The organism is Herbaspirillum huttiense, from assembly GCF_047300815.1.
Lineage (GTDB): Bacteria > Pseudomonadota > Gammaproteobacteria > Burkholderiales > Burkholderiaceae_D > Herbaspirillum > Herbaspirillum huttiense_A.
This window is the reverse complement of the sequence record NZ_CP178608.1, coordinates 1,840,904-1,865,751: the sequence shown is the minus strand read 5'-3', so window position 1 is coordinate 1,865,751 and position 24,848 is coordinate 1,840,904. Positions and strand designations below refer to the sequence as shown.

At 63.4% G+C, this 24,848-nt stretch carries 24 protein-coding genes; 7 read left to right on the top strand and 17 right to left on the bottom strand.

The annotated features are described in order from the left end of the window. Window positions 1-93: 93 nt before the first annotated feature. The 4 genes from ACLRDN_RS08480 to ACLRDN_RS08465 all read left to right on the top strand — a co-directional run bounded on the left by ACLRDN_RS08480 (window position 94) and on the right by ACLRDN_RS08465 (window position 3,676). Window positions 94-618, top strand: a complete 525-nt coding sequence (locus ACLRDN_RS08480) for a VOC family protein (RefSeq protein ID WP_413459777.1) — start codon at window positions 94-96, stop codon at window positions 616-618. Between the two features lie 30 nt (window positions 619-648). Continuing rightward, the gene (locus ACLRDN_RS08475; protein WP_413459776.1) at window positions 649-1,404 is read left to right on the top strand and encodes an alpha/beta fold hydrolase; all 756 of its coding nucleotides are present in this window, start codon (window positions 649-651) and stop codon (window positions 1,402-1,404) included. 173 nt (window positions 1,405-1,577) lie between these two features. Then, the gene (locus ACLRDN_RS08470) at window positions 1,578-3,131 is read left to right on the top strand and encodes a DEAD/DEAH box helicase (protein WP_413459775.1); all 1,554 of its coding nucleotides are present in this window, start codon (window positions 1,578-1,580) and stop codon (window positions 3,129-3,131) included. 59 nt (window positions 3,132-3,190) lie between these two features. Next, window positions 3,191-3,676, top strand: a complete 486-nt coding sequence (locus ACLRDN_RS08465; RefSeq protein WP_413459774.1) for a GNAT family N-acetyltransferase — start codon at window positions 3,191-3,193, stop codon at window positions 3,674-3,676. A 181-nt stretch (window positions 3,677-3,857) separates the two neighbouring features. On the opposite strand, the gene ACLRDN_RS08460 is transcribed toward ACLRDN_RS08465, so the two are convergent. The 6 genes from ACLRDN_RS08460 to ACLRDN_RS08435 form a co-directional block, all read right to left on the bottom strand. Then, window positions 3,858-4,991 (bottom strand): ABC transporter ATP-binding protein, encoded by a 1,134-nt coding sequence (locus tag ACLRDN_RS08460; RefSeq protein WP_413459773.1) that lies wholly within the window; start codon window positions 4,989-4,991, stop codon window positions 3,858-3,860. Continuing rightward, window positions 4,988-5,638: an ABC transporter permease gene (locus tag ACLRDN_RS08455; RefSeq protein ID WP_413459772.1), complete on the bottom strand. Its 651-nt coding sequence runs from the start codon at window positions 5,636-5,638 to the stop codon at window positions 4,988-4,990. Before ACLRDN_RS08455 ends, ACLRDN_RS08460 begins: the two co-directional genes overlap by 4 nt. A gap of 10 nt (window positions 5,639-5,648) precedes the next feature. Next, window positions 5,649-6,563, bottom strand: coding sequence for a glycine betaine ABC transporter substrate-binding protein (locus ACLRDN_RS08450; RefSeq protein WP_413459771.1), 915 nt, complete (start codon window positions 6,561-6,563; stop codon window positions 5,649-5,651). Window positions 6,564-6,635: 72 nt separating this feature from the next. Then, complete coding sequence (locus tag ACLRDN_RS08445) at window positions 6,636-7,349, bottom strand: ABC transporter permease (protein WP_413459770.1); 714 nt, start codon at window positions 7,347-7,349, stop codon at window positions 6,636-6,638. Window positions 7,350-7,954: 605 nt separating this feature from the next. Continuing rightward, window positions 7,955-8,671 carry a DUF4197 domain-containing protein gene (locus ACLRDN_RS08440; protein WP_413459769.1) on the bottom strand — a complete coding sequence of 239 codons (717 nt, stop codon included), beginning with the start codon at window positions 8,669-8,671 and terminating at the stop codon, window positions 7,955-7,957. Window positions 8,672-8,728: 57 nt separating this feature from the next. Next, window positions 8,729-10,063 (bottom strand): MFS transporter, encoded by a 1,335-nt coding sequence (locus ACLRDN_RS08435; protein ID WP_413459768.1) that lies wholly within the window; start codon window positions 10,061-10,063, stop codon window positions 8,729-8,731. Between the two features lie 352 nt (window positions 10,064-10,415). Here ACLRDN_RS08435 and ACLRDN_RS08430 point away from each other — a divergent pair, with 352 nt between their 5' ends. Continuing rightward, window positions 10,416-10,814: an NINE protein gene (locus ACLRDN_RS08430; RefSeq protein WP_413460368.1), complete on the top strand. Its 399-nt coding sequence runs from the start codon at window positions 10,416-10,418 to the stop codon at window positions 10,812-10,814. A gap of 27 nt (window positions 10,815-10,841) precedes the next feature. Here the strand turns inward: ACLRDN_RS08430 and ACLRDN_RS08425 are convergent, their stop codons facing one another. From ACLRDN_RS08425 to ACLRDN_RS08390, 8 genes are all read right to left on the bottom strand, one after another. Further along, complete coding sequence (locus ACLRDN_RS08425) at window positions 10,842-11,015, bottom strand: DUF1289 domain-containing protein (RefSeq protein ID WP_134221973.1); 174 nt, start codon at window positions 11,013-11,015, stop codon at window positions 10,842-10,844. A 285-nt stretch (window positions 11,016-11,300) separates the two neighbouring features. Continuing rightward, window positions 11,301-12,650: a hemolysin family protein gene (locus ACLRDN_RS08420; RefSeq protein ID WP_413459767.1), complete on the bottom strand. Its 1,350-nt coding sequence runs from the start codon at window positions 12,648-12,650 to the stop codon at window positions 11,301-11,303. A 149-nt stretch (window positions 12,651-12,799) separates the two neighbouring features. Next, window positions 12,800-14,305, bottom strand: a complete 1,506-nt coding sequence (locus ACLRDN_RS08415; RefSeq protein ID WP_413459766.1) for a sulfite reductase subunit alpha — start codon at window positions 14,303-14,305, stop codon at window positions 12,800-12,802. Window positions 14,306-14,313: 8 nt separating this feature from the next. Then, entirely contained in the window at window positions 14,314-15,321 is a 1,008-nt protein-coding gene (locus ACLRDN_RS08410) for an FAD:protein FMN transferase (RefSeq protein WP_413459765.1), read from the bottom strand. A gap of 82 nt (window positions 15,322-15,403) precedes the next feature. After that, the gene (locus ACLRDN_RS08405) at window positions 15,404-16,234 is read right to left on the bottom strand and encodes a DUF4198 domain-containing protein (protein ID WP_413459764.1); all 831 of its coding nucleotides are present in this window, start codon (window positions 16,232-16,234) and stop codon (window positions 15,404-15,406) included. Window positions 16,235-16,287: 53 nt separating this feature from the next. After that, window positions 16,288-16,833 (bottom strand): DUF2271 domain-containing protein, encoded by a 546-nt coding sequence (locus ACLRDN_RS08400; protein WP_413459763.1) that lies wholly within the window; start codon window positions 16,831-16,833, stop codon window positions 16,288-16,290. A 73-nt stretch (window positions 16,834-16,906) separates the two neighbouring features. Further along, window positions 16,907-17,575, bottom strand: a complete 669-nt coding sequence (locus ACLRDN_RS08395; RefSeq protein WP_413459762.1) for a PepSY-associated TM helix domain-containing protein — start codon at window positions 17,573-17,575, stop codon at window positions 16,907-16,909. A 197-nt stretch (window positions 17,576-17,772) separates the two neighbouring features. Beyond that, the gene (locus ACLRDN_RS08390) at window positions 17,773-18,444 is read right to left on the bottom strand and encodes a glutathione S-transferase family protein (RefSeq protein WP_413459761.1); all 672 of its coding nucleotides are present in this window, start codon (window positions 18,442-18,444) and stop codon (window positions 17,773-17,775) included. A gap of 58 nt (window positions 18,445-18,502) precedes the next feature. Between ACLRDN_RS08390 and ACLRDN_RS08385 the strand changes: the two genes are divergently transcribed. Continuing rightward, window positions 18,503-19,945, top strand: coding sequence for a PLP-dependent aminotransferase family protein (locus tag ACLRDN_RS08385; protein WP_413459760.1), 1,443 nt, complete (start codon window positions 18,503-18,505; stop codon window positions 19,943-19,945). Between the two features lie 38 nt (window positions 19,946-19,983). On the opposite strand, the gene ACLRDN_RS08380 is transcribed toward ACLRDN_RS08385, so the two are convergent. The 3 genes from ACLRDN_RS08380 to ACLRDN_RS08370 form a co-directional block, all read right to left on the bottom strand. Next, complete coding sequence (locus ACLRDN_RS08380; RefSeq protein WP_413459759.1) at window positions 19,984-20,268, bottom strand: helix-turn-helix domain-containing protein; 285 nt, start codon at window positions 20,266-20,268, stop codon at window positions 19,984-19,986. An 11-nt stretch (window positions 20,269-20,279) separates the two neighbouring features. After that, window positions 20,280-22,607, bottom strand: a complete 2,328-nt coding sequence (locus tag ACLRDN_RS08375; RefSeq protein WP_413459758.1) for an FdhF/YdeP family oxidoreductase — start codon at window positions 22,605-22,607, stop codon at window positions 20,280-20,282. Window positions 22,608-22,832: 225 nt separating this feature from the next. Beyond that, window positions 22,833-23,321 (bottom strand): Lrp/AsnC ligand binding domain-containing protein, encoded by a 489-nt coding sequence (locus tag ACLRDN_RS08370; RefSeq protein WP_026051927.1) that lies wholly within the window; start codon window positions 23,319-23,321, stop codon window positions 22,833-22,835. A gap of 151 nt (window positions 23,322-23,472) precedes the next feature. On the opposite strand from ACLRDN_RS08370, the gene ACLRDN_RS08365 reads away from it, so the two are divergent. Beyond that, window positions 23,473-24,774, top strand: coding sequence for a D-amino acid dehydrogenase (locus ACLRDN_RS08365; RefSeq protein ID WP_413459757.1), 1,302 nt, complete (start codon window positions 23,473-23,475; stop codon window positions 24,772-24,774). Window positions 24,775-24,848 lie beyond the last annotated feature (74 nt).

Genomic DNA, 24,848 nt, shown 5'->3' with positions numbered 1-24,848 from the left:
TGGCCTGATCGTCCCTCCTGCAAGACCGCGTCTCCTCATTGCGTCCGGCATTGCTGCTATAGTGCGGCTACCGGCGCAGACCGAGGAGACGACATGACCATTGCTTCCCAGCAAGCCAGCAACGACCAAGCCACCTGCGCGTTGCCACCCGGCTACCACAGCGTGACCCCCTACCTGATCGTCAAGACCTCCGCCGAGGCCATTGCCTTCTACCGGCGCGCGTTCGGTGCGGCCGAGATCATGCGGCTCGACGGTCCGCACGGCAAGGTCTGGCATGCCGAGATCCAGATCGGCAATGCCCGCGTAATGCTGGCCGACGAACATCCCGAGCTCGGTTTCCTCAGTCCCCAGACCCTGGGCGGCGCGGGCGTGAGCCTGCTGGTCTACGTGGCCGATGTCGATGCCGTCTTCACCCGGGCGCTGGCTGCCGGGGCCGTGCAACTGCGCCCGGTACAGCACCAGTTCTATGGCGACCGCTCCGGCACCCTGCGCGATCCTTTTGGCCATGTATGGTCGATCGCCACGCATATCGAAGACCTCAGCAATGAAGAAATTTGCGCGCGCTCGCGCGAGATGCTGGCACGCCGCTGCAAGAAACTGGCCGACGAGAAGAACTGACCCCACCTGACCAACCCCGCACGCCAAGCCATGCCCTTTGCCCTCAGCGACAACCGCAAGATCCACTACCAGGTCGAGGGCAACGGCCCGCCCCTGCTGCTGCACCACGGTTTTACCAGCAGCCTGGAAGCGTGGCGCTTCTTCGGCTTTACGGCGGTGCTGCGCGAGCATTTCCAGGTCATCCTCTTCGATGCGCTGGGCCATGGCCAGAGCGACAAGCCGCACGATCCCGCCGCCTATACCCAACTGCAGCGCTGCCGCGATGCGCTGTCGGTGCTCGATGCAGCGGGCGTGGAGCGCGCCCATTTCTTCGGCTATTCCCTCGGTGGCTGGGTCGGCTACGGCCTGGTGCGCCATGCGCCGCAGCGCCTGCGCAGCCTGATCCTGGGCGCAGCCCATCCCTATGAAGATCGCAGCTGGGACGGCTTCCACGGCATCGACGGACGCGACCCGGAGGCTTTCATCGCCACCTTCGAGGGCCTGCTCGACGAGCAGATTGCGGCACAGGTGAAGATGCTCATCCGCGCCAACGACCTGGTGGCACTGGCCGCGGCCGCCCAGCAGCCGCGTCCCTCGCAGGAAGACCTGCTGGCCCGCATGGACCTGCCCTGCCTGCTCTTCTGTGGCGACGCCGATGCGCGCCATGCGGCCGTGCAGCGCACGGCTGCCCTTTTGCCGCAAGGGGAATTCGTCAGCCTGCCGGGCGTGACGCACTTCGGCGGGCTGATGCAAAGCGCCCTGGTGTTGCCGCCGGTGCTCGATTTTTTGATGCGTCACAAAGGATGAGCTGAGCCTCCCTGCCTGCACAAAATAAATCACGTAGGGCGCGGGATGCGCTGTTATACTGCGGCCTGCGCGGCGTATAGCCAGTCAAGTCCGCGCCCTCCTCAAGTGTCAACCCGTTTGCCTGCGACTGGCGCCCGTACGGGGCCACAGGCCAAACCCAATTTCAGAGTCTCATGTCATTTTCCGCGCTCGGCTTGTCCGACGAAATCGTTCGTGCCGTTTCCGAACAAGGCTATACCTCCCCCACCCCAATCCAGGCCCAAGCCGTTCCCGCAGTGCTCTCCGGCGGCGACCTGCTGGCCGGCGCCCAGACCGGCACCGGCAAGACCGCCGGCTTCACCCTGCCGCTGCTGCAACGCCTCTCGGCCATGCCGCGCCAGAAAATCAACGGCCACCTGCCCATCCGCGCGCTGATCCTGGCACCCACCCGTGAACTGGCCGCCCAGGTCGAAGAAAGCGTGCGCCAGTACGGCAAGTATTTGCCGCTGACCTCCGCCTGCATCTTCGGCGGCGTCGGCATCAATCCGCAGATCACGCTCTTGAAGCGCGGCGTGGACATCCTGGTGGCCACCCCTGGCCGCCTGCTGGACCACATGCAGCAAGGCACCGTGAACCTGCAGCACATCCAGATCCTGGTGCTGGACGAAGCCGACCGCATGCTGGACATGGGTTTCATCCGCGACATCCGCAAGGTGCTGGCCGCCCTGCCGCCCAAGCGCCAGAACCTGCTGTTCTCGGCCACCTTCGCCGACGAGATCAAGAAGCTGGCCGACAGCCTGCTGAACAACCCGGCCCTGATCGAAGTGGCACGCCGCAACTCCACCGTGGAAGTGATCGCCCAGAAGATCCACCCGGTCGACCGCGACAAGAAGCACCCGATGCTGGCGCACCTGATCAAGACCCACCAGTGGAAGCAGGTGCTGGTCTTCACCCGTACCAAGCACGGCGCCAACAAGCTGGTCGAACAGCTGGCCCGCGACGGCATCACAGCCATGGCAATCCACGGCAACAAGAGCCAGTCGGCCCGCACCAAGGCTCTGGCCGAATTCAAGGACGGCAAGCTGACCGCCCTGATCGCCACCGACATCGCTGCCCGTGGCATCGACATCGACCAGCTGCCGCACGTGGTCAACTATGACCTGCCCAACGTGCCGGAAGACTACGTCCACCGCATCGGCCGTACCGGCCGTGCTGGCGCCACCGGCGAAGCCGTGTCGCTGGTCTGCGTGGATGAACGCGACCTGCTGCACGACATCGAGCGTTTCATCAAGCGCGAGATCCCGGTGGAAGTGATTGCCGGATTCGAACCGGACCCGACCGCCAAGCCGCAGCCGATCCAGCTGCGCAGCGGCCAGGGCCGTCACCAGAACGGCGGCGGACGTGGTGGCCAGCGCAGCGCCCCGCGCAAGCCTGCCGGCAACGGCAATGCGGCAGCACCCAAGCCGGCCGGCGGCAACGCCGGTCATGGCCAGGCAGCCAAGCCGCGCGCAGCAGCCAACGGCAATGGCAATGGCAACGGTAACGGCAATGCCGCCCGTGGCCAGGGTGGACGTGGCAATGGCGGCGGCAATGGTGGCAACGCCGGCAACGGCGGAAACAATGCCAACCGTGCACCGAAGCCTGCCAATGCCAACGGCCAGCCGCGCAATGCCGGCCAGCAGCAGCGCCAGAGCGGTCCGCGTCCGTCGGCCCTGACCCATGGCGGCCAGCGCGCAGCGGGCAAGTAAGTCCGCAGGCAGCCTGCTGATCAACATCGTTCATCGTCCATGAGAAGAAAAGGAACGACATGAGTGTGACCGTCATCAAGGCCGACCTCGGCAACGCCGTCCACGCGGCGGCGCTGTTCGAGACCCTCAATGCCTACGCTTCCGACGCCATGGGCGGCGGCAAGCAGCTCTCCGGCTACGTGCGCGAGAACCTGGCAGCCGAGCTGAAGAAACGTCCCACGGCCCATGTCTTCCTGGCCTTCGATGGCGACACCCCGGCAGGCCTGGCAACCTGCATCGAAGGTTTCTCGACGTTCGCGTGCAAGCCGCTGCTGAACCTGCATGACCTGGCGGTGATGCCCGCCTATCGTGGCCAGGGCGTGGCCCGGCTGCTGCTGGCAGCAGTCGAGGAAGAAGCCCGCAAGCTGGGCTGCTGCAAGCTCACGCTGGAAGTCCTGGAAGGCAATGCGGTAGCGCGTTCGCTGTATCGCTCCTGCGGCTTCGAGGGATATGAACTCAAGGCTGAAACCGGCAAGGCGATGTTCATGCACAAGCCGCTGGATTGAACGCTGTCTGACTGAGCACAAAAAATGCCCGCATCATTGATGCGGGCATTTTCGTTTTTTGGGCTGATGCTTCACTGTCGTCAGCCCCGGCACCTCAGGTCCGGCCTGGAACGGCGCGCACGATGAACAAACTTTCATCCGGCCGCTTGGCCGCACCCCGTGCGGGCCCGGCCATTCGCCATCAAGCCGCCATCGCCATGCCGCGCGACTTGCCGGAACTGAGATAGCTGGCGATGGAATCCTGCGTCACCTCACCCACATAGCTGCCATCGTTGGCGATGACCGGCATCCAGCTGGTGCTGTGCTTGTACATCTTGGAGAGCACCACGCGCAGGTTCTCATCCGGATCGGCATTCATGGTGAAGGGACGCACCATGTCCTCGGCCACACCCGTGTTGCCACGCACATCGCGACGGGTCAGGTAACCCAGCGCACGGTTGTCGGCATCGATGATGGTGAGATAGCGCGAATCCTGGTCGTCCATCAGCGCCAGGGCCTGGTCGCAGGACACATCCGGCTGGGCCGTGGCGGGGGTGGTCGCGGCCTCGCCGGCACGCACCAGCAGCAGGCGCTTCAAGGTGTGATCCTGGCCCACGAAGGCGCTCACGAAATCATCCTTGGGACGGGCCAGCAAGGTGTCCGGGTTATCGAACTGCACCAGCTTGCCGGCGCGGAAGACGGCAACCTTGTCGCCCAGCTTGATGGCTTCGTCGATGTCGTGGCTGACCATGATGACGGTCTTGTTCAGCTGGCGCTGCATCTGGAAGAACTCATTCTGGATCGATTCGCGATTGATCGGATCGACTGCGCCAAAGGGTTCATCCATCAGCAGCACCGGGGCATCGGCCGCCAGTGCGCGAATGACGCCGATACGCTGCTGCTGGCCGCCGGACAACTCACGCGGATAGCGCTTGAGGAATTTCTTCGGATCCAGCGCCACCATGGCCATCAGCTCGGAGGCACGCTCCTGGCAACGCTTCTTGTCCCAGCCCAACAAGCGCGGGACGATGGTGATGTTTTCCTCGATGGTCATGTTGGGGAACAAACCGATCTGCTGGATCACGTAGCCGATGTGGCGGCGCAGTTCCACTTCATCGATGCCGGAGGTGTCCTGGCCGTTCAACAGCACGCGACCGGAGGTCGGGTTGATCAGGCGATTGATCATCTTGAGGGTGGTGGTCTTGCCGCATCCCGAGGGGCCGAGGAAGACGCAGATCTCCCCTTCCGCCACCTTCAGGCTGACGGCATCCACCGCCTTGACCTGTGTGCCATCCTTTTGAGTGTAGGTCTTGCTCAGTTGGTCCAGTTCGATCATTTTTGTACTCCTTTCGGTGTCAGGATTTTCTGCAGACGTTGCAGCAGGGTGTCCGCGATGATGGCCAGCACGCTGATCATCACCGCGCCCACCACGAGTTTTTGCATGTTGCTCTGGCTGATCGCATGCAGGATCAGCACGCCCAGCCCACCGGCACCAATGACGGCCGCAATGGCCATGACGCCGATGTTCATGACGACGGCGGTACGCACGCCGCCCAGGATGACAGGCACTGCCAGCGGCAGGTCCACCATGCGCAGGCGCTGCCAGAAGGTCATGCCGATGCCGATGCCGGCTTCCTTGATGCCGGCTTCGATGTTCTCCAGCGCCAGGTAGGTGTTGCGCATGATCGGCAGCAGCGAATACAGGAACACGGCGGTGATGGCCGGCAAGGGGCCGATGCCGGCGCCAAATTGCGAGAACACCGGGATCATCAGGCCGAACAGCGCGATGGAAGGCAGCGTCAGCACGATGGTCGCCAGCCCCATCAGCGGACCGGCCAGCCAGCGCACCCGTACGATCAGGATGCCCAGCGGGACGCCGATGGCAATGGCCAGGCTTACCGCGATGCCCACCAGTTCAAGGTGCTGCAGGGTCAGCTCGAGGATGCTGCGCCAGTCCGATTGCAGGTATTGGAAGATGTTCATGGTTCCCTCCTCAGATCAGGCCGGCTTGCTTCAGGAAATCGGCCGCCACCTTGGCCACCGGTTCCTGGTCGATGTCGACGCGCTTGTTCAGTTCGGTCATGGTCGCCGTGTCGATCTTGGCGGCCAGGGCGTTGAGTTGCTCGGCCAGCTGGGGGTTCTTGTCCAGGATGTCCTGGCGCACCACCGGGGTGGCCTTGTAGGCGGCAAAGTATCCCTTGTCGTCCTCCAGCAGCTGCAGGTCAAAACCCTTGATGCGGCCATCCGAGGCGTAGGTCAGGCCGACGAACAATTGTTCATTCTTCAGCGCCGTGTAGACCAGCCCCGGGTCCATCTGCTTGACCTCGCTGCGATTCAACTTGAAACCATAGAGCGCCTGCATCGGACCCAGGCCGTCGGGACGGGAGGCGAATTCATAATCCACGCCCAGCAGGTGCTGCTTGTTGCCATCCTTGTCGTCTTCGTTGATGCGGTCGGCCAGATCCTGCAGTGAACGGATGTGATACTTCTCGGCCACTTCACGCGGCATGGCGAAGGCGTAGGTGTTGTTCAGTTCAGACTGGTTCAGCCAGGTCAGGCCGCGCGGCGCGTCCAGGTCCTTGACCTTCTGGTAGATCTGGTCGGGATCGAGCTTGTCCTCGATGTGGTTGTAGACGATCAGGGCGGTGCCGGTGTAGTCCCAGACGATGTCGATCTGGCCGCTCTCCAGCGCCGAGCGCATCAGGGTGGTGCCCAGGCCGCTCTTCAAGTCGGTGTCGTAGCCCTTGGCGCGCAGGTATTGCGCGGTCATGTCCGAGAGCAGCAACTGCTCGGTGAAGTTCTTGCCGCCGATGACCAGGTTCTGGGCCTGGGCACGAGCGGTGCCGAACATGGCCAGGCCCAGCGCCAGGGCGCACAGGGCATATTTTGCGATGGTCTTGGTTGTCATGCTTTCCTCTCTACCGCTGTGCCGGAAGCTGCTGGCGTGCGGTCGTTCTTGTGATGGGAATGAGCTGCCGGATCAGGTGCGCAGCCCGCGACGCGCCAGGTAGAAACCCGACAGCGAGGTCACCAGGGCATCCAGCACCAGCGCCAGCAAGGCGGTGGCGGCAGCCCCCAGCAGCAGCTGGCCGTGATTGTTCAGGTAGATGCCGGGGAAGATCAGCCCACCCAGGCTCTCGCCGCCGATGAGCATCGACAGCGGCGCGGTGCCGACGTTGATGGCCAGCGAAGTCCGCACGCCACCGACGATGATGGGCAGCGCATTGGGCAACTCCACACGCAACAGGATCTGGTACGGCTTCATGCCGATACCGCGCGCAGCTTCCTTCATGGCGGCCGGCACGTTCTTCAACCCCTCGTAGGTGTTGCGCACGATGGGCAGCAACGAAGCCAGCCACAGGGCCAGGATGGTCGGGCCATTGCCGATGCCGAAGGCAGCCAATGCCAGCGCCAGCACGGCGATGGAGGGGATGGTGTTGCCGATGTTGAAGATCTGGATGAACTTCTCTGCACTGCGTTGCGCGCCCGGGCGGGACAGCGCGATACCGGCCGGAATGCCGGTGGCCAGGGCCAGCACCATCGAACTGAAGACCAGTTCCAGGTGCTTGCCGGTGTAGTAGACCAGGTCACCGCGATACTTCTGGATGACGTCCGGACCGATCCACCAGACCAGGCCTGCAATAACCAGCGCAAAACCGAACGCGCCGGCGAAGACGTGACGAACACGTGTCATGTTACCCCCTGTTGGTATAGCCGAGGCGACATGACGCCGCGACGACGGGTTTCTGGGATCAAGTTGTATTGGGTTCGCTTGCCCGTTGGGCGTATCGTTTGGATGCGAACCGAAGCTGCAAGGGCAGCGATGAAACCAAAGCGATGGTGCCAGCCTCGGCATAGTGCACACCGGACAGGGATGGGAACGATTCACCGTGGAGAACGGGAGGGCGTTCGCGCTGCCAGCCGGAAATTTGGACAACCCGCACACTGCGGATCGGACACTGCTAAGAGTCGTTGTTGAACAAGAAACTTTGCGACCAAGATGTCGCGAAGAAACGATAGTTTAAAGCAATCGCTTAATGCTGTCCAGCAATGTAGCAATGTAAATCGATAACTTACAGATCTGAAGCACTTTTAAAAGTTCCCAACGGCGGTCAATATGCTGCTAAAAGTGGACATCCTGAAAACCACCAGCTCGGCGCTATCCCTTGCCACAAGCGGCTCCCGCCGAGCTTGACTGATGAGCAACATGGGCCAAAAAAAATCGCCGGACCTCTCTCCGAGGCCGGCGAAATTTTTTTCGCAAACGCGGCAGGATGTCGCCGCGTCTGTGCTGCGCTGTCAGCGCATGGCGCCAAACACCTTGCCCAGAATGGCGCTGCCGGTGCCGACCGGATCCTTGCGGATGGCCTTTTCTTCCTCGCCGATCATCAGGAACAAGCCATTGAGCGCACGCTGGGTGACATAGCCTTCCACGCTGCCCTGCTCGGCGCTCACCAGACCGGACTTGGCGACCTGGCCCATGACGGCGTTGTAGCGTCCGGAGAGGCCGTTCTTGTCGGTGATCTGCTTGACGATGGGCAGGAACTTCACGGCCAGTTCGCCCGAGGTTTTCTGGCGGAAGAAGTCGGTCACGGAAGTATCGCCGCCGGCCAGGATGTTCTTGGCGTCGCTCACCGACATCGATTTGACGGCATTGATCAGCAACGGCTTGGCCATCGGCACGGCGGCCTCGGCGGCGTGGTTCATGTCGGCCACCAGTCCATCGACCTGGCCGCCCATGCCGGTCATGCGCAAGAGCGGCATGGCCTGCTCCAGGGCGCCGGGCAGCTGGATCTTGACCTTGTCATTGCCGAGGAAGCCATTGGGCCGCCCCAGGTTGGCCACGGCGGTATTGGCGCCCTTTTCCAGCGCGGCTTTCAGACCGGCGGTGGCGTCCTGGTTGCTCAGGTCCGAAAGCGAAAAGGCGAAGGCACTGCAGCAAGCCAGCAAGAGACTGGCTGCCAGCGTGCGGCGCAATGCGGAAACGGGAGAAACGGGAATACGGAAAACGGACATGTGCAACTCTAGGGTTCAGGATGCCGGGATGATAGCAGCCCGGTATCCTGCCCAGGCTTACTTCCCGCGCGAGAGCTCCAGCCCGGCATTGTGCGGTAGCTTGCCACTGATCGGCACGGAGGCCACCGAGAACAGGCCGATGACCAGGAAGGCCGGCCAGAAATCGGCTTCGACGATGGTGGCATGGCCCTGCAGGTGGTTCGACAGTTGCAGCACGATGCCGGCCACCGTCACGCCCAGGCCCAGCGAGACTTGCTGGATCACGCTGGCCAGGCTGGTGACGCGGCCGGCGTCGCGGCTGTCGATATCGGCATAGGCGATCGAATTCAAACAGGTGAATTGCAGCGCCGGGAACACGCCCCCCATCAGCACGATGGTGACGATGAGCAGGTAAGGCGTATGCATGCTGAAGATGCCGTAAGCCGCCAGCGCGATACCGGCAAACACCGCATTGACCATCAGCACCGTCCGGAAGCCAAAACGACGCAGCACCCGGCTGGCCAGCAGGCGAATGAAGAGCGCCCCGAAAGCCGAGGCACAGGTGATGCTGCCGGCCTGGAAGGCCGTCATCCCCAGCCCTTCCTGGAGCGCCAGCGGCAGCAGGAAAGGCACGGCGCCCAAACCAATGCGAAACAGCGAGCCGCCCACCACACTGGCATGCAGCGTGGGAATGCGCAGCAGGCGGAAGTCCAGCAGCGGATACGGGATCTGCGTGGAATGGCGGTAGTACATCACCAGCGCGATGGCGCCGATCGAACACATGGCCACCGGCGTGGCGCCATCGACCAGGTGGCTGCCGAAGAGCGACAGGCCCAGCATGATCATGGCCGCCCCCACAGAGGTGAGTACAAAACCCTTCACATCGAGCGGTGCCGGATCGTCTTCCTTGAAATTCTGGATGAAGCGATGCGACAGGTACAGGCCCAGGAAGCAGAACGGGATATTGATCAGGAACACCCAGCGCCAATGGAAATAGGTCGTCAGGAAACCGCCCAGGAGCGGCCCCACCACCGGCCCCAGCAGCGCCGGCAGGGTGAGGTAGCTGACTGCCTTGACCAGTTCGGATTTATCGATCGAACGGGCGATGATGACCCGCCCCACCGGCACCATCATGGCCCCGCCGATGCCCTGCAGGAAGCGCGCCGCCACGAAGGTCACCAGGGAACCCGAGACCGCACACAGGATGGAACCGGTCATGAAGACGACCATGGCCGCACTGAACACCTTGCGCGCGCCCAGCTTGTCGGCCATCCAGCCGGAGATCGGGATGAACACGCCCAGCGCCGCGACATAGGCGGTCATGGCCAGTTTCAGGGTGATCGGGTCCTGGTTGAGATCCCGGGCGAGCGCGGGGAGCGAGGTGGCCAGCACGGTGGCGTCCATGTTTTCCATGAACAGCGCACAGCCAACAATGAGCGGAATGAGCAGCGAAGGTCGCACGGTAGGCAACGGGGCAACAAGGCGGAGGACAATGGCGAAATTCCAGGGAGGCTCTTCGTTTGCCGGTCTCCTGAAGGGGAACAGTTTATACCAGTTGGCCTTTTCTTGCGGGCAAGCCGTCGGATCGCCGCAACGATGTGAAGACTTTGGCAGACAGTGGGCCGCCATCTGACCACTCTCTTCACAGTGCGTCCAGGGCACTTTGCCGATGAGCCCGTGTCACAATGCAGCACGGCGGATCGTGCGCAACACTCTTCATAGCACGCGATAAGCTGCCTCACCCTCATTTGGAGCCTGGATGAACATCAACAACAACACCCACAGCAAAACCCTGGGCTATCTGCTCTGGATCTTCGGATTTCTCGGCGCGCACCGCTTCTATTACGGCAAACCCGTCACCGGCACGATCTGGTTCTTCACGTTGGGCCTGTTGGGCATAGGCTGGATCGTCGACCTGTTCCTGATCCCCTCGATGGACCGCGAAGCCGACCGCCGTTTCGTGGCCGGCGAGATCAATTATTCGGTGGCCTGGCTGCTGCTGACTTTCCTGGGCATCTTCGGCGCCCATCGGATGTACATCGGCAAGTGGATCACCGGCATCGTCTATTTCTTCACCGGCGGCTTCTTCCTGCTGGGCGTGCTCTACGACTTCTGGACGCTCAACGCCCAGATCTCCGAACGCAATCACGGCGCACGCGCCTGATTCCCGCCGGCGGCCCTTCCGGCCGCCCTACTTCTTCAATGCCTTCATGCGCTTGGCGGCCAACTCCACGGTGTGGAGCTGCTCCTTGCGCTTCATCGATTTCCAATCCTTGATTTCATCCCGGGTGCGGCCGCAGCCGGTACAGACTTCGTGCTTGAGCTTGCACAGCGAGACACAGGGGCTCTTGACGTCTTTTGCCACTTCCGGATTCCACTTCGTTCATGTTCAGACAGTCCTGACTGTACTGCAATGCCGGAAAGCCTGCTCGCGCCGCGCCCTCCAACGAAAAAGGCCCGCATCCTTGCGGATGCGGGCCAGCCCACGACTACCTCTGCTACGGTTACTACAGTGCTACAGGTACTGCAGCCGCCTGCTTTCCCCGAGTACCAGTCTTTCAAGCAAGCGACTGGACGGGAGTATCCGCGTTTACTGCGCCCATGGGCATAGGAAAACTCTGAAAAATCAGCCTTGATTTGTGATGGGCTGCTATTCCGTTTTGCCGGACTGTTCCTTCTTATCAGATTTGTCCGATTTTTCGGATTTGTCTTGCTTGAAGCGGGTCACCAGCAACTGGTTGATGCGGTTGCCTTCAATGTCCACCACTTCGAACTTGAAGTCCGAGAAGAGCACGAAATCGGTTTTCTTGGGAATCTTGCGCAGCATGTACATGATGAAGCCCGACAAGGTCTCATAGCCCACCGGGTTGGGATACTCGTCGATGTCCAGTTCGTTCATGACATCGTTCAAGGGCGTCAGGCCATCCATGAGCCAGGAGTTCTCATCGCGCCGCACGATCTGCTGCTCTTCCTCGGTGATGGCCAGCAGGTTGCCCATCAGGACACCGGTCACGTCGGTGATGCTGATGATGCCCACCACCAGCGCATATTCATTGACCACGATGGCCAGGTCTTCATCCATGGCCTTCATGCGTTCCAGGACTTCCCACAGGTTCAGGCTGTCGGGGATGGAGAGCGGCGTATGCACCAGGCCCTTGTCGGCCAGGGAGAACTGTTCACCCTTGAGCAGGCGCTTCAACACATCCTTGCTGTCGATATAGCCCAGCACCGCGTCAATGTGGCCATCGCAGACCAGGAAGCGCGAATGCGGGTGATCGATGATCTTCTGGCGGATCATGTCTTCGCTGTCGGTCAGCAGGAAATAGACGATGCTGTCGCGCGGCGTCATGGCCGAGGGCACGTAGCGGCTTTCCAGCTCGAACACGTTCTCGATCAGGTGATGCTCCTGCGTGAGCAGCACCCCGGCCTGCGCGCCCGCATCGACCATGGCGTGGATCTCGCTGGGCGTGATGACATCCTGGCGCACCTGCGGCAAACCGAACAGCGTGAAGATCCACTTCGACAGGCTGTTGAAGAACCACACCAGGGGCCTGAAGAGCGTTTCCAGCAGCAGCATGGGCTGCACCAGCGCGACTGCGGCGCGCTCGGGCGCGGCCATGGCCAGGCGCTTGGGCATGAGGTCGGCAAAGAGGATGAAGAACGCCGTCACCACCAGGAAGGACATGGCAAAGCTGATGTTCTCCAGCAGCGGGCCGACATAGAAGCTGCTGACGATCTCGCGCATGTGCGGCGTGAGCGCCGGCTCGCCCACCACACCGCCGAGGATGGCCACGGCGTTCAGGCCAATTTGCACCACGGTGAAGAAATTGCCCGGCTGGGCTTGCAGCGAGAGGACGCGGTCGGCATTGTGCACGCCCTCCTTGGACATCATCTCAAGACGGATCTTGCGCGAGGCGGCAATGGAGATCTCGGCGCAGGAAAGAAAGGCGCTGACCACGACCAGGAGCAGGATCAGCAGCAGACTGGTGAATATGCTCATGTTGTTCATGTTGTTGTTATCTCATTGATTTGACGTGACATTCTCTCGCGCAACGGGGAGAAAAAGCAAATTCACGCCAATCAACGGCCAAGTGAAGCCTCCTGCCGGCCGCGCAGCAGGGTCCTCCAACTCAAACTTTGCTCACTGCCTCAATACACGTCGCGCCGGTAACGCCCCTGTTCCGCCAGCGCCTGCAGGGCGTCCTCCCCCAGGATCTCCTGCAGGGCCAGTGCCACGCCGCCGGCCATGCCCTGCAGGCTGCCGCAGACGTACAGGCTGGCGCCCTCTTGCACCCATTGCCGCAGGACATCGGCGGCTTCGCGCAGCTTGTGCTGCGCGTAGATACGCTCGGGCTGGTCGCGCGAGAAGGCCAGGTCCAGCCGTTGCAGCCAGCCTTGGGCCTGCCAGTCCTGCAGCTCCTGCTGATGGAAGAAATCGTGCTCACGCGAGCGCTCGCCGAACAGCAGCCAGTTGCGCCGCTGGCCCGCCGCCACGCGCTCGCGCAGATGCGCACGCAGGCCGGCCAGCCCGGTGCCGTTGCCGATCAGGATCAGCGGGCGATCATCGCCGGGGCCATGAAAACTGCGGTTGCTGCGCACGCGCAGGGCGATCTCCTGCCCCGGCTGCGCATGCAGCCCCAGCCAGCCGGAACCCAGGCCGGCGCGCCCATCGGGCAGATGCATCAGGCGCACCATCAGTTCGAGAGCGCCATCGGCGGGCAGGGAGGCAATCGAGTAGGCGCGATGCGGCAGCGCTGGCAAGGCCGCCAGCAATTCCTCATCAGGCAGCCCGCGCAGTACGGCGAGCTGGTCAGCCTCATGCGGCAGCAGACGTGCGGCCAGTGCAGCACGCAGGGAATCGTCCTGGCGGTCGATCGCTTGCAAGAAGGCATCCACGGCGGCCGCGCTGTTGTGCGGGCCGATCTCGGCGATATCGCCTGCCTGCCATTGCGGGGATGGCAGATCCAGTGGCGTAAGGCTCAGGTGAAACACCGGATCCCCCAAGCTGCCCGGATTGAGCACGCGCCGCCCGGCCAGTCGCCAGCGGCCATAAGCGGGCGCGCTCCAGTCGGCTTCATCGCTATGGCCACTCATGACACCCAGTTGATGCTGCCAATGCCGCAGCGCGCCTTCATCGCCGTTGTCCACCTCGATGGCATCGAACAGCGGCTGTGCATGGCGGCGGCACAGCCAGGCGTGCAGCGCATGGCCGAAGGCGCAGTATTGCTGATAGCTGCGGTCGCCCAGGGCCAGCACGCCGAAACGCAGGTCCGGCAATGCTGCACTATCACTGCTGCCCAGTTGCCGGGCCAGTGCGGAGGCATCATCGGGGGCATCCCCCTCACCGGTGGTGCTGGCCACGAACAGGGCCAGGCGCGTGGCTTGCAGATCGGCATCGGTCAACTGTCCGGCAGGAAGCACGCGCACCACCAGGCCACCTGAGCGCAGACTTTGCGCGGTCTGCCAGGCCAGTTGCTCGGCTGTACCGGTCTGGCTGGCAAAGACAACCAGTACGGTTTGCGGGCCAGTGGCCTGTACAGTTCCCCACTGGGCCTGCTGCAACTGCTGCGCGCGACGATGCCGGAGCAAGGTCATGACGCAGAACACCAGGTAAGTCAGCGCCACCAGCGCGGCCATCAGGTATCGGGTCTGCATGGCGTGGCTCACTCCAGCATGGCGGCCAGGGCCGGGGTGAGGGTTTCCCGGAAGCCATCGGCTTGGCGGGTGATGAAGAGCGCGGCGATCCCGCGTTCGCGGGCAAAGGACAGTCCGGCTTCCTCGCCCAGTACAGTCAACACGGTCGCCAGGGCATCAGCCACCATGCATTGCCGGTGCAGTACCGTGACAGAGGCCAGTGCAGTGCGCACAGGTGTACCGGTACGGGGATCGATGGTGTGCGCATAGCGCAGGCCGTCGTGATCGACATAGCGGCGATAGTCGCCCGAGGTGGCGATGGCCAGGCCGTGCAAGGCCACGACCATGCCGGGGCTGTCATCCTGCGGGGGGCGTTCCAGCGCCACCCACCAGGGCTGGCCATCGGCCTTGACACCCTCCCCCAGCAGTTCGCCGCCGACCTCGGCCAGCCAGCTCACGCAGCCGCATTCACGCAGTGCCTGTGCGACCAGGTCCACCGCATATCCCTTGGCGATCCCGGAAAAATCCAGATGCACGCCCCCGGCCTGCTGCACCTTGCGCTGCGCGCGGTCGAGCCGGATGCGCTGCCAGCCGCAGCGCTGGCGGGTCGATGCCAGCAGGGCCGGGTCAGGCAGGCGCAATGCGTCCCGCTGCACGCTGCCTGCACCGAACCCCCACAAGTCCACCAGCGGACCGACCGTAGGATCGAAGGCACCGGCGCTGTCCACGGCCATGGTGAGCGCGGCATCGAGCACGGTGAAGAAGTCCTCCGGCAAGGCATGCCAGCTGCCGGCCGGTGCGCGGTTGAAACGGCTGATGAGGGAATCGGTTTCCCAGGTACTCATCTCGTCGATGACCCGCTGCAGCCGGGCCGCGATGGCCGCAGCCAAGGTCTGCTGCGTGAGGCTGCGCGGGGCCAGCGCCTGCACGCTCCAGGTGGTACCCATGGTCTGCCCGGACAGGCGTTGGAGCGCCACATCAGGCGGCAGGATGGACGGAGCTTGCAGGTCGACGGGGATCAGGACGCGGTGGGACATCGTCATCTTCGGCAATGAAAACGGCGCCTGCAGTGCAGGCGCCATCGGGGTCAATCAAAGGCGATCAAAGGCGATCAAGCAATCAGGGCAGCACTTCGATGGTGGCGATGTAGGTCGCACGACGTTGCGTGGCCTGTGGCAGCGAGGTCTTCTGGTCGGAGACGCTGGCTTCCATCCAGTACATGCCCGGGCCGGCCCACTTCACGCTGAACTTGCCGTCGGCATCGGTCTTGAGCTTGCTGTCTTGCAGCTTGTCGCGATAGCGGATGCCGCCGGGTACCAGTTCCACTTCCACCTCCGCAGCCGGCTTGCCGTCGAGCAGCAGCTGGAAAGTGGCGGTATCGCCCGCCACCAGGTCAGTGGGATGGGTCACCGGTTGCAGCTCCAGGCCCACGCCGGTCGGGGCCAGCGCGGCCTTGCTCGGCTTGCCGGCGGTGACGAAGGTTTCCACCCGGCTGTTCATCTGGGTCACCTTCAGTTCGGTGGCGTTGGCCGGGATTTCCTTGGCCAGGGTCTCGGCGGTACCGCGCCAGCGCTTCTGCTGGCCATCCACCTTGTAGCTGGCGAAGACGCCATTGTTGACCACGGCGATCTTGTAGGTGCCGGGCTGGCTCAGCTGCACATCGAAAGTGCTGCGGTACTTGCCGGTGGAGGCATTGACGGCTTGCACCGGCTTGCCTTCGGGGCCGGTCACGACCAGGCCGTCCAGGCGCAGCGGGAAGTGTTCGAAGTAGAACAGGTCATTGGAGACGGCAGCATCCACCGTGACCCAGGCTTCATTGCCCGACAGGACGGTGGACGAGGGCAGCAGCCACTGGCGGTGTGCGTGGGCCGACAGCGGCAGGCTGATGGCCAGGGCCAGGGCGGCGATCTTCATGGAGCGGCCGGCGAAGTGCTTGAGGGAAAACGACATGGCAGGTTCCTTGTTCTGGTTGATCTTGGTGAGTAGTCAGCGGGGTCGAGCCATCAGGGCTTCAGTTCCAGGGCCACGGCACCCAGCTCGCTGCTGCCTTGGGCCTTGGCGCTCTGGGCGGCCTTGGGCGGCCACTGGAACGGCACCTTGACCAGCTCGCGGCCGCCGACTTCACGCGCGGCTTCCACCATCAGCACATAGTCGCCGGGAGCGAGATTGGCGATCGGTCCCTTGCCGGAGCCGACATTGAGTTTCTGTTCACCCGGTGCACGGGTCGCACCGCTGACGCCGTCGATGGGCATCTGCTGCTCACGCCCACTGCGGCGCCACCACTGGCGCATGTCCTTCAACCACTTCTCGCCTTCCTTGTCCTTTTTCTTCACGTCGTACCACACCGCCAGGTTGGCGGCCACGCTCTGGTCGGCGCGCTCGATCCAGGCGGCCAGATAGGGCCGGTGGTATTCGGCCACGTTCAGGGTCGGGATTTCAATCTTGACGTTCATCTCCGCTGCGCCGGCCGGGGCGGCAGCGGCAAACAGCGCTGCCATGGCCAGGGCCAGGGCAGTCGGTTTCAACAGGGCGGACTTGCTACGCTTCATGGGACCTCGCTAAGAAAACAGGATGACTGGCTGCAAGCCGCAAGGGCCTGTCTGGCTAAGGGAAACGACGAATTCAGTGAATGAAGACCAGCGCCAGCAGCAAGGGCGCTACCAGCCCCAGCGCCACCAGCGGCCAGGTGGCCGGGCGCTTGCCGGCGTGCATCTGCAGCAGGAACAGGCCGGTGATGCAGAACACCAGGCAGGCCACCGCAAACACATCGATGAACCAGCTCCAGGCCGCACCCGTATTGCGGCCCTTGTGCAGGTCATTGAAATAGGAAATCCAGCCACGGTCGGTCTTCTCATACTCGACCTGGCCATCCTCCAGCGCCACGCGCAGCCAGGCATCCCCGCCCGGTCGCGGCAGCGCCACGTAGACTTCATCGGCCGACCAGTCGGCGCTCTGCTGGTCCACCGTCACTGCCAGTTCACGGCCGGCCCAGTCGCGCACGGCGGGTGGTAACGGCGCCTTGCTGCCGCCTTTGGCATCGGCCGCTTCAGCCTGTTGGCGCAGCGGCGCCAGCATGGATTCGGGCAGCGTGGCCTTGCGATGGGTGACCTGGGGCTTGGCCTCGATCTGCGCCGCGTGATTGAGCGTGAGGCCGGTGGCGGCGAACACCAGCATGGCCACCAGGCAGATGCCGGAACTGATCCAGTGCCATTGATGCAGATGCTTGAGCCAGAAGGCACGGCGTTTCTGGTCGGCAACAGCAGGCAAGGAATGGGCGGCAGCGGGCTTCATGAGACGGTAGCGGCAACGAAGGCGAGGCCGGGAAACCTCGCACCAAATAATAATAATTCTCAATTATATCTGGACTCGTCCGCTCATCGCTAGCGCCTGCGTGCACATTTACTTTGCGATACATGACGATACAAAAACGGCATCCCGCGCCACCAGGGTGGCGGGAGATGCCGTCGGAAAAACACTATGCGCCGGTATCAGCGCAGCAGCTCGTAAGGCCCGCCCTTCTCCAGCGCGCGTTGGTAGGCCGGGCGCGCATGGATGGCTTCGAGGAACTTGAGCAGGTTGGGATAGCGCCCGTCGAGCCCGCCCCGCGCGCGCATGCCCTCCACCGGGAAGCTCATCTGGATGTCGGCCCCGGTGATGCTCTTGCCGGCGAACCAGCCTTCCTTGCCCAGTTCGGCTTCCATGTAGCGCATCTGCCGCTCGACCTGAGGGGCCACCAAACGGCTGCGCATGCCGTCGGACAGCATCCGCGCAATCGGACGGATCAGCGCCGGCACCGCCTTGGGCATCTTGCTGAAGATCAGCCCCAGCAGCAGCCAGGGCATGGCCGAGCCCTCGGCGAAGTGCAGCCAGTAGCGGTAGCGCAGGCGCTCGGGCGTGCCGGGTGCGGGCAAGAGGCCGCTGTCGGCGCCGTAGCGTTCCAGCAGGTATTCGACGATGTTGCCCGATTCGGCCACCGTCAGTTCGCCATCGGTGATGACGGGCGACTTGCCCAGCGGATGCACCTTCAGCAGCTCGGGCGGGGCCAGCATGGTCTTGGGGTCGCGCTGGTAAAACTTGATCTCGTAGTCCAGGCCCAGCTCTTCCAGCAGCCACAGCACGCGCTGGGAGCGGGAGTTGTTCAGGTGATGCACGGTGATCATGGCGCGGTCCTTGTAAAATGCGAGGCGACAACTCTAACACCATCAAGAAACCCGCCCCATGGCCGTCACGCCTCTTTACAAACAATTTGCCGACCAGCTCGCGGCCTCCATCCGCGAGGGCGTGCTGCGCCCGGGCGAGCGCATCGCCTCGGTACGCATCGCCAGCCAGCAGCACAAGGTCAGCGTCACGACCGTGGTGCGCGCCTACGAACTGCTGGAAAGCCGCGGCATCATCGAGAGCCAGCCGCAGTCCGGCTACTTCGTGCGCGAACAGGCCGAAGCCCTGCCCCCTCCTGTGGTGAAGACGCCCTCCCAGGCCGATCATCCGGCCTGGCAGGAATCGACCGAGGTCGACGTCAGTCGCCTGGTGCTGGCCACGCTCAAGACCATCCAGCAGGATGGCACCGTGCCGCTGGGCTCACCCTATCCCAATCCGGCGCTGTTTCCTTCGCACCGGCTGGCGCAATACGCCGGCCGCATCGCGCGCCACGCCAGCCAGTCCAGCGTGTTCGACGACCTGCCGCCGGGCCACCCGGACCTGCTGCGCCAGATCGCGCGTCGCTATCTGGAAAACGGCCTCAAGGTTGATCCGGAAGAAATCGTCGTCACCGTCGGTGCCACTGAAGCCATCAATCTCTGCCTGCAAGCCGTGGCTCGTCCGGGCGACACCATTGCGGTGGAGACCCCGACCTTCTACGCCATGCTGCACGCCATCGAGCGCCTGGGCATGCGGGCACTGGAAATCCCGACCGATCCGCAGCGCGGGCTCGATGTCGGGGTGCTGGAAGAGCGGATGAAGACGCAGCCGGTAGCGGCCTGCATGGTGATGCCCAACTTCCAGAATCCGCTGGGATTCCAGATGCCGGACAGCGAAAAGGAAAGACTGGTGCGCCTGGCCGAACAGCACCAGATGCCGCTGATCGAAAACGCCGTCTACAGCGAGCTGTATTACGGCAATGCCCATCCCTCGTCGCTGAAGAACTACGACCGTGAAGGACTGGTGCTGCATTGTTCCTCGTTTTCCAAGAGCCTGACCTCGGCCTACCGCATCGGCTGGGCCATGCCGGGGCGCTATCGGGCGCAGGTGGAAAAACTCAAGTTCCTCAACACCCTGGCTACGCCCACCGCGCCCCAACGCGCCATCGCGGAATACCTCACGCAAGGCGGCTACGAACGCCACCTGCGGCGCGTGCGCCGCGCCTTCGCGCAGCAGCGCGACATGATGCGGCACTTCGTGCTGCGCTTCTTCCCGGCGGGCACGCAGGTGTCCGAGCCGCAAGGCGGTTATGTGCTGTGGGTGGAGTTGCCGCAGGGGGTGGATGCGATGGAACTGTATCGCCGCAGCCTGGCGCTGGGGATCACGGTGGCACCGGGGCGCATCTTTGCGGCGACCAACCGGTACAGTCACTTCATTCGATTGAATTACAGCTATGCCTGGTCCCGGGAAACCGAGCAGGCCTTGAAACTGGTAGGGAAACTGGTGGAAGAACTGGCAGGGTGAATGGGCGGCGCGCCGCATCGGTGCACCGCCATCCGCCGTTACTGAGGCGACACCAGCAAGCTCGCGCTGCCGGTCCCATCCTCATTCATCTCGACCTTCACCACGCCGGCCTCTTCCAGCGCCGACAGGAAACGCCGCAAGGTACTCATGCGCAATTGCGTGCGCTTGGACAGGCGCGCCAGCGACAGCGCCCCGCCCTCCTTCTCTTGGGCATCCGCCTGCAGGGTTTCGACGATCAGCAGCACTTCGGGCGGCACGCCCATCTGCTGCGCGCGGGCCTGCAGGTCGGCGTCCTCCTGGCCGGGCATCTCGGCCACACGCATGCCGGCCTCCATCAAGCTGCCGAGCGCTGCACCGCCGAACGCGACAACAGCACCGGAATGGACTTTGAAGTGGGCGTGCGCGCCTTGTCGGCAAAGCTTTCCAGCGGCACCAGCGGATTGGTCTCGGGATAGTAACTGCCGATACAACCGCGCGGAATGTCATATTCCACCAGCAGGAAACCATCGGCACGGCGCTCCACGCCGTCATCCCAGACGCTGGTGATGTCGACCCATTCACCATCCTTCAAACCCAGCATCTGCAGGTCCGCCGGATTGATGAAGACCACGCGGCGCTGGCCGAACACGCCGCGATAGCGGTCGTCCATGCCATAGATGGTGGTGTTGTACTGGTCGTGCGAACGGGTGGTCATCAGGGTCAGCAGCTTCTGGCCATGGATCGCGCGGGCACGATGGATGGGCGTGTCCTTGGGGATCTCATGGACGATGAAGTTGGCCTTGCCGCTGCCGGTCTTCCAGACGCGGTCGCGCGAGGCCACGCCCAGGTGGAAGCCGCCCGGATTGGCGATGCGCTCGTTGTAGCCCTTGAAGGCGTCATACACCTTCTCGATGGCATCGCGGATGCGCGAATAATCTTCGGCGTACCACAGCCAGTCGATCTTCGGACCATTGTTGCGCGACTTCATGGTGGCCTCGGCCAGGTGCGCCACGATGGCCGTTTCCGACATCAGGTGTTCGGACGCCGGCTTGTTGATGCCGTAGGAGACGTGCACCATGCTCATCGAATCTTCCACCGTCACGCCCTGCGGACCGGACTTCTGCACGTCGATCTCGGTGCGGCCCATGGTCGGCAGGATCAGCGCATCCTTGCCATGCACCAGGTGGCTGCGGTTGAGCTTGGTGGTGATGTGCACCGTGAGGTTGCAGGAACGCATGGCCTCGAAGGTGCGCGGGGTATCGGGCGTGGCCATGGCGAAATTGCCGCCCAGGCCGATGAAGACCTTGGTACGGCCTTCCAGCATGGCCATCACCGAACCCACGGTGTCATTGCCGTGATGGCGCGGCGCCTTGAAACCGAACACCTGTTCCAGGCGATCCAGGAAAGCCGGGGTCGGCTTCTCGTCGATGCCGACCGTGCGGTCGCCCTGCACGTTGGAGTGGCCGCGCACCGGGCACAGGCCCGCGCCCTGGCGGCCGATGTTTCCGCGCAGCATCATCATGTTCGACAGCAGCTGGATGGTGGCCACCGCATACTTGTGCTGGGTCAGGCCCATGCCCCAGGTGGCAATGACTGCCTTGCCCTTGACGTAGACCTGGGCCAGTTTCTCGATGTCCTCGCGGGAGACGCCGGACTCGGCGATGATGTCGTCCCAGCTTTCGGCGCGCGCCTGGGCGGCGAATTCCTCGAAGCCGGCGGTATGTTCCTCGATGAACTTGACGTCGATCACGCGCTCGGTACCGGCCGCCTTGGCCGCGTCGTCCAGTTCGATGGTGCGCTTGATGACGCCCTTGATCAGCGCCAGGTCACCGCCCAGCGTGGGGTGGATGAACATGGAGCTGATGCGGGTGCTGCCCATGGTCAGCATCTCGACCTTGCTCTGCGGATCGGCAAAGCGCTCCAGGCCGCGTTCCTTCAAGGGGTTGATGGCCACGATGGTGGCGCCGCGCTTGGAGGCGTGGCGCAGCTCGCCCATCATGCGGGGGTGGTTGGTGGCCGGGTTCTGGCCGAACAGCAGCAGCGTGTCGCAATGATCGAAATCTTCCAGCAGCACCGTGCCCTTGCCGATGCCGACCGTGCCCGGCAGGCCCACGCTGGTGGGTTCGTGGCACATGTTGGAGCAGTCGGGGAAATTGTTGGTGCCGTACTGGCGCACGAACAGCTGGAACAGGAAAGCGGCTTCGTTGCTGGCGCGGCCGGACACGTAGAAGTCCGCCATGTCCGGATCGGGCAAGGCGTTGAGGTGCTTGGCCATCAGCTCGAAGGCGGCGGACCAGTCGATCTTCCGGTACTTGTCGGTGGCGGCGTCATACACCATGGGATGGGTCAGGCGGCCGTGCTCTTCCAGCTCGTAATCCGATTGCTGCATCAGCTCGGTGACGGTGTGCTTCTCGAAGAACTCGGGGGTGACGCGCTTCTTGGTGGCTTCGGCGGCCACGGCCTTGACGCCGTTTTCGCAGAATTCGAAGGTGGAGGTGTGTTCGCGGTCCGGCCATGCGCAACCGGGACAATCAAAGCCGTCAGGCTGGTTCTGCGACAACAGGGTACGCAAGCCCTTGCCGTCGGCCACGTGTTCCTTGACCAGGTTCAGCGCCACGTATTTCAGTGCGCCCCAGCCGCCTGCGGGTTGATTGTATTGCTCGATTCTTGGTTTGGAAGGCATGATGTCTCGGGTCGGAGTGGAGTCCAGTGTAGGCGAAGTCTAGGTCACACCGGCCCCGGCCGGAATGCACAGGAAGCACCGGCGGATTCAAGCACAGTGCCGCGCAAGCCACGCGTGCAAAGACTGGCCGACTGGCTGTACAGCCGCTGCAGACGCGGGTGTCCGCTTTTCTGTACCGTCACTGTCAGGTCGCTGTACTGTTATCCGTACCGGTTCCTGCAGGGCTCAGTCGTCCAGCGGCAGCGCCAGTGTCTCCTTGATCTCTTCCATCACCACATAGCTCTTGGACTGCGCCGCCCCCGGCAGCTGCAGCAGGATGTCGCCCAGCAGCTTGCGGTATTCCGCCATGCCCCGGATGCGCGCCTTGATGAGGTAGTCGAAGTCGCCCGAGACCAGATGGCATTCCTGCACTTCAGGAATGCGCAGCACCTCGCGGCGGAACTGTTCGAACATGTTGCCGGACTTGTGATTGAGCGTGATCTCCACGAAGACCAGCAAGGTCGCCCCCAATGACTCGGGATTGACGCGCGCGTAATAGCCGCTGATGACGCCATCGCGCTCCATGCGCCTGACCCGTTCGATGCAGGGCGTGACCGACAGGCCGACCTGTTCGCCGAGCTCCTTCATGGAGATGCGGCCATCCTTTTGCAGCACCGCCAGGATGCGGTGATCGAGCTTGTCGAGGGTGCGGATGGACTGTTGCTGGGTTCTCATGAAATTTTCCCGTTTCAGCGCGATTTTCATGAACCGTTCATGAAATCAGCCATAAATACACGAACAAACACTATTTATTCGCCCATATCATAGCTGAATCTTCTAATCCACAAGCCTTTTGCAGCGGCATCAACGAAACGGGGAGTTCAGCATGCGCGTCGTCATTCTTGGAAGCGGTGTCATCGGGGTCACCAGCGCCTGGTATCTGGCCAGGGCCGGTCACGATGTGACCGTGCTGGACCGCCAGCCCGGCCCCGCGCTGGAAACCTCCTTCGGCAATGCCGGCCAGATCTCGCCCGGCTATGCCTCGCCCTGGGCCGCGCCCGGCATTCCGCTGAAGGCCATCAAGTGGATGTTCCAGGAACATGCCCCGCTGGCCATCCGCCCGGACGGCACATTGAACCAGCTGCGCTGGATGTGGCAGATGCTGCGCAACTGCAACGCCGAGCGCTACGCCGTCAACAAGGAACGCATGGTGCGCCTGGCCGAATACAGCCGCGACTGCCTGCGCGACCTGCGCGCCGATGTCGGCATCCCCTATGAAGGCCGCCAGCAAGGCACGCTGCAACTGTTCCGCTCGCAAGAACAGCTCGATGGCGCCGCCAAGGACATCGCCGTGCTGCAGGAAGCCGGCGTGCCCTTCGAACTGCTGACCCCGGAACAACTGGGCGGTGCCGAACCGGCGCTGGAGAAGGTGCGCGGCAAGCTCACCGGCGGCCTGCGCCTGCCCAATGATGAAACCGGCGACTGCCAGCTCTTCACCACCCGCCTGGCCAAGATGGCCGAACAACTGGGCGTGAAATTCCGTTATGGCGTCTCGATCGACGCCCTCACCATGGCCGGTGGCAAGATCGCCGGCGTGGTCTGTGGCAAGGAACTGGTGCAAGCTGACAGCTACGTGGTGGCCCTGGGCTCCTACTCGCCGCAACTGCTGCGCGACATCCCCGGCCTGCCGGGCATTCCGGTCTATCCGCTCAAGGGCTACTCGATCACCGTGCCGATCACCGATGCCTCGGCCGCACCGGTCTCCACCATTCTCGACGAGACCTACAAGATTGCCGTGACCCGTTTCGATGACCGTATCCGCGTGGGCGGCATGGCCGAGATCGTCGGCTACGACACGGCCCTCAAGGCCAAGCGCCGCGCCACGCTGGAACTGGTGGTCAACGATCTGTTCCCCGGTGCAGGCGACACGAAGCAAGCCAGCTTCTGGACCGGCCTGCGCCCGATGACCCCGGATGGCACGCCCGTGGTCGGTGCCACTCCGGTGTCGAACCTGTACATCAACACCGGCCACGGCACGCTGGGCTGGACCATGTCCTGCGGTTCGGGCCAATTGCTGGCCGACCTGATCTCGGGCCGCCGCCCTGCCATCGCCCATGAAGACCTGTCGGTGGCGCGCTACATGGCCTCGGGCAGCCCGGTGCAGACGCCGCGCCTGGCAGGGGCCTGATCACCTGATCTTGCATCCATAGTCTCTTCTGCTTCCCTCGCAGAATGGTTGGCCGGAGCGAATTGCTCCGGCCT

Excerpts from the sequence above, each read along its gene's own strand:
- ACLRDN_RS08400 (WP_413459763.1), bottom strand. The coding sequence starts at position 16,833 with ATGAAGCGTAGCAAGTCCGCCCTGTTGAAACCGACTGCCCTGGCCCTG.
- ACLRDN_RS08455 (WP_413459772.1), bottom strand. The coding sequence starts at position 5,638 with ATGAACATCTTCCAATACCTGCAATCGGACTGGCGCAGCATCCTCGAG.
- ACLRDN_RS08435 (WP_413459768.1), bottom strand. The coding sequence starts at position 10,063 with ATGGAAAACATGGACGCCACCGTGCTGGCCACCTCGCTCCCCGCGCTC.
- ACLRDN_RS08460 (WP_413459773.1), bottom strand. The coding sequence starts at position 4,991 with ATGATCGAACTGGACCAACTGAGCAAGACCTACACTCAAAAGGATGGC.
- ACLRDN_RS08375 (WP_413459758.1), bottom strand. The coding sequence starts at position 22,607 with ATGCCTTCCAAACCAAGAATCGAGCAATACAATCAACCCGCAGGCGGC.
- ACLRDN_RS08385 (WP_413459760.1), top strand. The coding sequence starts at position 18,503 with ATGGCCGTCACGCCTCTTTACAAACAATTTGCCGACCAGCTCGCGGCC.
- ACLRDN_RS08480 (WP_413459777.1), top strand. The coding sequence starts at position 94 with ATGACCATTGCTTCCCAGCAAGCCAGCAACGACCAAGCCACCTGCGCG.
- ACLRDN_RS08420 (WP_413459767.1), bottom strand. The coding sequence starts at position 12,650 with ATGAGCATATTCACCAGTCTGCTGCTGATCCTGCTCCTGGTCGTGGTC.
- ACLRDN_RS08365 (WP_413459757.1), top strand. The coding sequence starts at position 23,473 with ATGCGCGTCGTCATTCTTGGAAGCGGTGTCATCGGGGTCACCAGCGCC.
- ACLRDN_RS08470 (WP_413459775.1), top strand. The coding sequence starts at position 1,578 with ATGTCATTTTCCGCGCTCGGCTTGTCCGACGAAATCGTTCGTGCCGTT.
- ACLRDN_RS08450 (WP_413459771.1), bottom strand. The coding sequence starts at position 6,563 with ATGACAACCAAGACCATCGCAAAATATGCCCTGTGCGCCCTGGCGCTG.
- ACLRDN_RS08390 (WP_413459761.1), bottom strand. The coding sequence starts at position 18,444 with ATGATCACCGTGCATCACCTGAACAACTCCCGCTCCCAGCGCGTGCTG.
- ACLRDN_RS08380 (WP_413459759.1), bottom strand. The coding sequence starts at position 20,268 with ATGCGTGTGGCCGAGATGCCCGGCCAGGAGGACGCCGACCTGCAGGCC.
- ACLRDN_RS08410 (WP_413459765.1), bottom strand. The coding sequence starts at position 15,321 with ATGTCCCACCGCGTCCTGATCCCCGTCGACCTGCAAGCTCCGTCCATC.
- ACLRDN_RS08475 (WP_413459776.1), top strand. The coding sequence starts at position 649 with ATGCCCTTTGCCCTCAGCGACAACCGCAAGATCCACTACCAGGTCGAG.
- ACLRDN_RS08465 (WP_413459774.1), top strand. The coding sequence starts at position 3,191 with ATGAGTGTGACCGTCATCAAGGCCGACCTCGGCAACGCCGTCCACGCG.
- ACLRDN_RS08415 (WP_413459766.1), bottom strand. The coding sequence starts at position 14,305 with ATGCAGACCCGATACCTGATGGCCGCGCTGGTGGCGCTGACTTACCTG.
- ACLRDN_RS08395 (WP_413459762.1), bottom strand. The coding sequence starts at position 17,575 with ATGAAGCCCGCTGCCGCCCATTCCTTGCCTGCTGTTGCCGACCAGAAA.
- ACLRDN_RS08445 (WP_413459770.1), bottom strand. The coding sequence starts at position 7,349 with ATGACACGTGTTCGTCACGTCTTCGCCGGCGCGTTCGGTTTTGCGCTG.
- ACLRDN_RS08405 (WP_413459764.1), bottom strand. The coding sequence starts at position 16,234 with ATGTCGTTTTCCCTCAAGCACTTCGCCGGCCGCTCCATGAAGATCGCC.
- ACLRDN_RS08370 (WP_026051927.1), bottom strand. The coding sequence starts at position 23,321 with ATGAGAACCCAGCAACAGTCCATCCGCACCCTCGACAAGCTCGATCAC.
- ACLRDN_RS08440 (WP_413459769.1), bottom strand. The coding sequence starts at position 8,671 with ATGTCCGTTTTCCGTATTCCCGTTTCTCCCGTTTCCGCATTGCGCCGC.